This window comes from Calditerricola satsumensis (assembly GCF_014646935.1).
Lineage (GTDB): Bacteria > Bacillota > Bacilli > Calditerricolales > Calditerricolaceae > Calditerricola > Calditerricola satsumensis.
The window spans coordinates 1-5880 of the sequence record NZ_BMOF01000075.1; the positions used below are offsets into that span (position 1 = coordinate 1).

6 protein-coding genes are annotated in these 5880 nt (G+C 66.1%); all 6 read left to right on the plus strand.

Features of this window, described 5'->3' with window-relative positions; genetic code table 11:
- Positions 1 to 177: 177 nt before the first annotated feature.
- Positions 178 to 1386 carry a methionine adenosyltransferase gene (gene metK / locus IEX61_RS11700; protein ID WP_188818191.1) on the plus strand — a complete coding sequence of 403 codons (1209 nt, stop codon included), beginning with the start codon at positions 178 to 180 and terminating at the stop codon, positions 1384 to 1386.
- Between the two features lie 88 nt (positions 1387 to 1474).
- Positions 1475 to 2644 (plus strand): sensor histidine kinase, encoded by a 1170-nt coding sequence (locus IEX61_RS11705; protein ID WP_188818186.1) that lies wholly within the window; start codon positions 1475 to 1477, stop codon positions 2642 to 2644.
- Positions 2641 to 3330 carry a response regulator gene (locus IEX61_RS11710; RefSeq protein WP_054672313.1) on the plus strand — a complete coding sequence of 230 codons (690 nt, stop codon included), beginning with the start codon at positions 2641 to 2643 and terminating at the stop codon, positions 3328 to 3330. The genes IEX61_RS11705 and IEX61_RS11710 overlap by 4 nt, the downstream gene beginning before the upstream one ends.
- 56 nt (positions 3331 to 3386) lie before the next feature.
- The gene (locus IEX61_RS11715; RefSeq protein WP_188818188.1) at positions 3387 to 3794 is read left to right on the plus strand and encodes a glycosyltransferase; all 408 of its coding nucleotides are present in this window, start codon (positions 3387 to 3389) and stop codon (positions 3792 to 3794) included.
- Positions 3795 to 3881: 87 nt separating this feature from the next.
- Positions 3882 to 5561 carry a GGDEF domain-containing protein gene (locus tag IEX61_RS11720; RefSeq protein WP_054672315.1) on the plus strand — a complete coding sequence of 560 codons (1680 nt, stop codon included), beginning with the start codon at positions 3882 to 3884 and terminating at the stop codon, positions 5559 to 5561.
- Positions 5562 to 5564: 3 nt separating this feature from the next.
- A partial coding sequence (locus tag IEX61_RS11725; protein ID WP_188818190.1) for a hypothetical protein occupies positions 5565 to 5880 on the plus strand: 316 nt, incomplete at its 3' end.

Here is a 5880-nt window from a genome sequence, read left to right on the forward strand (position 1 = left end):
GGCCTGATGCAGATCAGGCCGAGATACAGGCACAGCGAAAAAAGCTCGTGATTGCGAAACGTTGACAAGCCTGTCGAAATACGATACATTAAACCTGAATGACCGCTTGACGGCGATAACCTTTTCCTCGTCGGAAAAGGTTTCTTTTTTGTGAGCAAAGGAGGTACGGCCATGGGAATGCGCAAGGGACGCCGCCTGTTCACGTCCGAGTCGGTGACCGAGGGGCACCCGGACAAGATCTGCGACCAGATTTCCGACGCCGTCCTGGATGCCATTCTGGAAAAGGACCCCAATGCCCGCGTGGCCTGCGAGACGGCGGTAACCACGGGGCTTGTGCTGGTGACCGGGGAGATCACCACCGAGTGCTACGTGGACATTCCCAAACTCGTGCGCGACGTGATCCGCGACATCGGGTACACGCGGGCCAAGTTCGGCTTTGACGCCGACACCTGCGCCGTCATCACGGCCATCGACGAGCAGTCGCCGGACATCGCCGCGGGCGTGAACCGGGCGCTGGAAGCGCGGGAGGGACAGATGTCCGACGAGGAAATCGAGGCCATCGGGGCGGGCGACCAGGGGCTGATGTTCGGGTTTGCCTGCAACGAGACGCCGGAACTGATGCCGCTGCCCATCTCCCTGGCTCATAAGCTCGCGCGCCGCCTGGCGGAGGTGCGCAAGAAGGAGATCCTGCCGTACCTGCGCCCGGACGGCAAGACGCAGGTGACGATCGAGTACGACGGAGACAAGCCGGTCCGCGTCGACACCATCGTCATCTCCACCCAGCACCATCCCGACGTGTCGCAGGAGCAGATCAGGGCCGACATGCTGGAGCATGTCGTGAATCCGGTGGTGCCGGTGCACCTCCTCGACGACGCCACCAAGTACTTCATCAACCCGTCGGGCCGTTTCGTGATCGGTGGGCCGCAGGGTGATGCCGGGCTGACCGGCCGGAAGATCATCGTCGACACCTACGGCGGATACGCCCGTCATGGCGGCGGGGCCTTCTCGGGCAAGGACCCGACGAAGGTGGACCGCTCGGGCGCGTATGCCGCGCGCTACGTGGCGAAGAACATCGTCGCCGCCGGGCTGGCCGATAAGTGCGAAGTGCAGGTGGCCTACGCCATCGGCGTGGCGCAGCCGGTGTCGATCAGCGTGGATACGTACGGCACGGGCAAGGTGAGCGAGGAGGTGCTGGTGGGCCTCATTCGCAAGCACTTTGACCTGCGGCCGGCAGGGATCATCAAGATGCTCGACCTGCGCCGCCCGATTTACCGCCAAGTGGCTGCCTACGGGCACTTTGGCCGCGACGACCTCGACCTGCCGTGGGAGCGGACGGACAAAGCGGAGATCCTGAAAGCCGAAGCCCAGGCGCACATGAAGGTGTAAGGACCCGAGACAACCCCGCTGAGCGAAGCGGGTTTTTTTTCCGCAAGGGCTGTGAGGAATCTTCTGGAAAAAACCGAGGGCGAGGGCCATGAACCCGGAGCAGCTGGATGCGCTGATGGGACAGGTCATCGCGGTGACCCAGCAGTGCCGCGAACAGGTGTTTCTTCTCCTCGAGTCGACGCGGGCGGAAGTGGAGGCCGCGCGGCGGGAGCTGGAGGACGCCAGGCGGGAGGCCCAGGCGATCATGCGCGCCTACGACGATGCGCGGCGGCAGTGGCTACAGGCGCGCCGCCACCTGGCCGACGTGAGCCGCCGCGTGCACGCGGTGTCGGAGGAGGCCATCCGCGCGGCGTACGAGGAGGCGAGCCGCCTGCAGGAGCAGCTCAGCATCTACCAAGAGCGCGAGCGCCACATGCGGCAGCGGCGCGAGGAGTTGGAGCGCCGGTTGCGCCATCTGGAAGGGATGGTGCGGCGGGCCGAGGAGCTGCTTTCGCAGATCGGTGTCGTCCTCGATTTCCTCAGCGGCAAGGTGGCGTCCGTGCTCGCCAACCTGTGCCAGCGGTCGGCGCCGGAGTGGCTCGGGCTGGCCATCCTGCAGGCCCAGGAAGAGGAGCGCAAGCGCGTGGCCCGGGAAATCCACGACGGTCCGGCCCAAACCCTGGCCAATGTCGTGCTGCGGGCCGACATGGCGGACCGGTGCATCGCGAAGCGGGAATACGAGGCGGCGCGCCGCGAATTGCAGGACGTGAAGAACCTCGTGCGGGAAAGCCTCATCGACGTGCGGCGCATCATCTTCGATCTGCGGCCGATGAGCCTGGACGACTTGGGGCTTGTCCCCACGCTGCGCAAGTACCTGTCTACGCTCGAGGAGCGGCACGGCTTGCCCGTTCGCCTGCGCGTCGAGGGCGGTGAGCGGCGCCTGGACCCGGCCGTCGAGGTGGCCCTCTTTCGCCTCATCCAGGAAAGCCTGAACAACGTCGTGAAGCATGCCGCGGCGACCCGCGCCGAGGTGGCGGTGCATTTCCTGCCCGGGGCGGTGTCGGTCGAAGTGGCCGACAACGGGCGCGGGTTTGATCCGGCGTCCATCGGGGAAGGCCATTTTGGCATCTTCGGCATGCGCGAGCGTGTGCAGCTCCTCAAGGGGCAGTTTGCCCTCGATTCGCAGCCGGGAAAGGGCACGTCGGTGCGGTTCACCGTTCCCATCCGGTCGGCCGCACAAATCCGCCCGAAGGAATCGGGGAGGGGGGAGGGGCGATGATCCGCTTGCTCATTGCCGATGACCACAAGCTGTTCCGGGACGGCCTGCGGCGCATTTTGGAGATGGAGGAAGACCTGGTCGTCGTCGGCGAGGCGAGCGACGGCGAGGAAGCCTGTCGGATGGCCGCGTCGCTGCGCCCGGACGTTGTGCTGATGGACATCAACATGCCGACGGTGAACGGCGTCGAGGCGACGGAATGCATTGTGCGCACGGTTCCGGACTGCCGCGTGATCATCCTGTCCATCCACGACGACGAAGCCTACGTCTACCGGGCCCTCTCCGGGGGCGCCAAGGGGTATTTGCTCAAGGAGATGGACAGCGACGAGCTGATCGAGGCCGTCCGCACGGTGGCGCGGGGCGAGGCGTACATCCATCCGCGGGTGACGAACAAGGTGCTGGATCAGCTGCGGCGCCTGCGCGAAGGGCGCACGCCGCTCGCCGATGACGGCGCAATGGCCCCACTGAACGAGGAAATGGTCGCGCGCTTTCGCCAGCTGACCAGCCGCGAGCGGGAAGTGCTGCAGCTCTTGGCCGAGGGCAAGAGCAACCGTCAGATCGGCGAGGCGCTGTTCATCAGCGAGAAAACGGTGAAAAACCACGTCAGCAACATTTTCCAGAAGCTCGGCGTGGACGATCGCACCCAGGCGGTGGTGCTGGCCATCAAGCACGGTTGGGTGCGCATCTGAGAGGCCGTCACCCCTCCTCGCGCGACGGCATAGCCTACTGCAGAGGAGGGATCCGCGTGCCCAACTGGATCGTATGGGGACTGACACTGTACGGTCTTGCGGCCCTGTGGGTGTCGGTTGCGGCGCCGCTGGGTTCTCCCGTTTCCCGGCGGGAACCGGTTTGCGTTATCCTCCTCGTGGAAAATTCAGGGCAGATCGTCGAGGGGCTCCTCCGATTCCTCTTTTGGTGGGGATACTGCCATGGCCGGGACCTGTGGGTGACGGTGGTGGATTTCGGATCCAGCGACGACACGCTCAGCATCGTGCGCGGCTATGCGCGGTACGTGCCGCACGGGATTGACGTGCGCGTAGGCGGGGCCGCGGGCTTCAGCGCAGAAGACATCCGACGGCAATTCCGGCAGCCCGATCGCGTACCGGTGGTCGTCATCGACGCGCGTATCCTCTCCCCCTCCCGCAGCGGGTAGGGGGCGTTTTGTTGGCGACGACGGCCGGATGGCGCGGCGCTATGCTATAATGATACTGATTGTCGGAAGGATGGGACGAAAGCAGCGATGCACGCGCGGGTCTGGTGGATCAAGGGTTTGGGCATGGCCATCGTCGTTGTGGCGGGATGGCTCCTGCTCGCGACGCGGTATCCCTCTTCCGAATGGGCCTCTTGGGGATTTTTTCTCTTGCTGGCCGCGGGCTTTTCGCTGTTTCCCATCACCTTCGGCTTGTCGGTCCTTTCGTTTAACCTGAGCGTTTTTGTCGCGCTGTTCGCGCAATACGGATGGCCCGTGACGGTGTGGGCGGGGATCACGGCCAGCCTGCTGGACCAGCTGAAGCGGTGCCACACGTGGCGACATTGGCTCGTGCGCCAGAGCCTCACGGCGACGAGCCTGCTTGCCGGCGCGGGGGCGTACCACGCGTGTCGGATCGTGGCGGAGCCCGTGCTGCCGCATCCCCGCTGGCTTGCGTTGGTGGCGTTTGGCCTGACGGTGGCGGGGATGCAAGCGGGCGTCCGACGCGCGCTTTCCCGCTCGCGCCGCCCTCAGGGAGCGCTCGTCTCCCGGGTGCAGCTTTGGGCGGCGGTGGTCACCCTGTTTTCCGTTCTCGTGGGCCTGCTCTTTGCGATGGTGCGCCCCCATCTCGGCCTTTTGGGGCTCGTCCTGATTGCGGTTCCCGCGGGTTCCGCCTGGCATGCGTTTCGTCTGTACGCGCAGCTGTGGTACCTGCATCATCAGCTCCAGCGTTTGGGCACGGTGACCGGACAGATTGCCGCCGAGCTGAATTACGACCGAACGGTGCGCGCCATCGGCGACGCGGTGCGGCAACTGGTGGAACATGACGTGTGGGGGCTGTACGTGGTGGACAAGCTGAGCGGCTGGCTGGAGCCGGTGATCGTGGAGAAGGCGAACGGCCAGCCCTTGTCCCTTCAGGAGCTGGCCGTGTGGCAAAGCGCGTCGCAGCTCTTTCAGCAGCATCTTCACCGGCGCGACCCGGTCGTTCTTGTTCGGGACGACATCGGATCGGCGATGCCGGATGGAACCCTGGCCGCCCTGTGTCTGGTGCCCCTGGTTCACGAGGAGGAGACGACGGGGATGCTGGTCGTGGGCCGTGCGCACACCACCGCCTTTTCCCGCGTTGAAGAGGTGTTTTTGGGGATCATCGCGAGCGAGGCCGTCGTGGCGATCGAAAACGCGCTGCAATTCCGCCACACCGAGCGCCGCAGCCGGGTGGACGAGCTGACCGGTCTCCTCAATTTCCGAACCTTCGAGGCCCTGTTGGAGAAAGCGGTGGAGCGGGCGGCGGAGCGTGGCGAGCGCCTCAGTGTGGTGCTGCTCGATTTGGACGGCTTCAAGTGGTTGAACGACACCTTTGGCCATCTTGCCGGCAATGAAATGTTAAAAAAAGTGGCGCAACTTTTGCGGGAAAACGTCCGCCGGGAAGACGTGGTCGCCCGGCTGGGCGGCGAGGAGATGGCCGTGATGCTGCCGGGGGTGGGCCTGGACGAAGCCGCCGAGGTGGCGGAGCGCCTGCGGCGGGCCATTGAGCAACGGGCCGTCATCACGGTGCACGCGATGGACAGGGGGCAGCCCGTTTCCGTCCGCATCACCGCCAGCTTTGGCGTGGCCACGTACCCCGATGTGGCGACGTCGGCGCGGGAACTCCTGCGCTACGCGGACCGGGCGATGTACCTCGGCGCCAAGCACCGCGGGCGCAACCGCGTCGCGGTGTACGGGCGGGTGTGAGCGATGGCCCATCCGTGCTGGCTCTATGCCGTCGATTTGGGGGATGGACGGCTAACGCTCCGGTGGACGCCGGTGCCGGAGGCGGATCTCGCCTACTGGGCGCAGCGGGGCGCGGTGCGGCTGGTTTGGGCGCGCCGCCCGGTGACGGCGCGGGAGGCGTGGGAGGCGGTGCAAGGCGGGGCGGACCCCCGTGTCGCGGCGGATGGGGTGAGCGTGTCCGGCCTGCGTCCGGAAGCGGGCCGGGGGGAAGCCACCGGGCTCGCCTTCTTGCGCCGCGCTGCGCGTGCCGCTCGGCTGGCGCGTCTGGCGGAGCGCGTGG

What these genes read in the sequence shown, in the direction of transcription:
- IEX61_RS11720 (WP_054672315.1), top strand. Translation starts at nt 3,882, where the DNA reads ATGCACGCGCGGGTCTGGTGGATCAAGGGTTTGGGCATGGCCATCGTC.
- metK (WP_188818191.1), top strand. Translation starts at nt 178, where the DNA reads ATGCGCAAGGGACGCCGCCTGTTCACGTCCGAGTCGGTGACCGAGGGG.
- IEX61_RS11705 (WP_188818186.1), top strand. Translation starts at nt 1,475, where the DNA reads ATGAACCCGGAGCAGCTGGATGCGCTGATGGGACAGGTCATCGCGGTG.
- IEX61_RS11710 (WP_054672313.1), top strand. Translation starts at nt 2,641, where the DNA reads ATGATCCGCTTGCTCATTGCCGATGACCACAAGCTGTTCCGGGACGGC.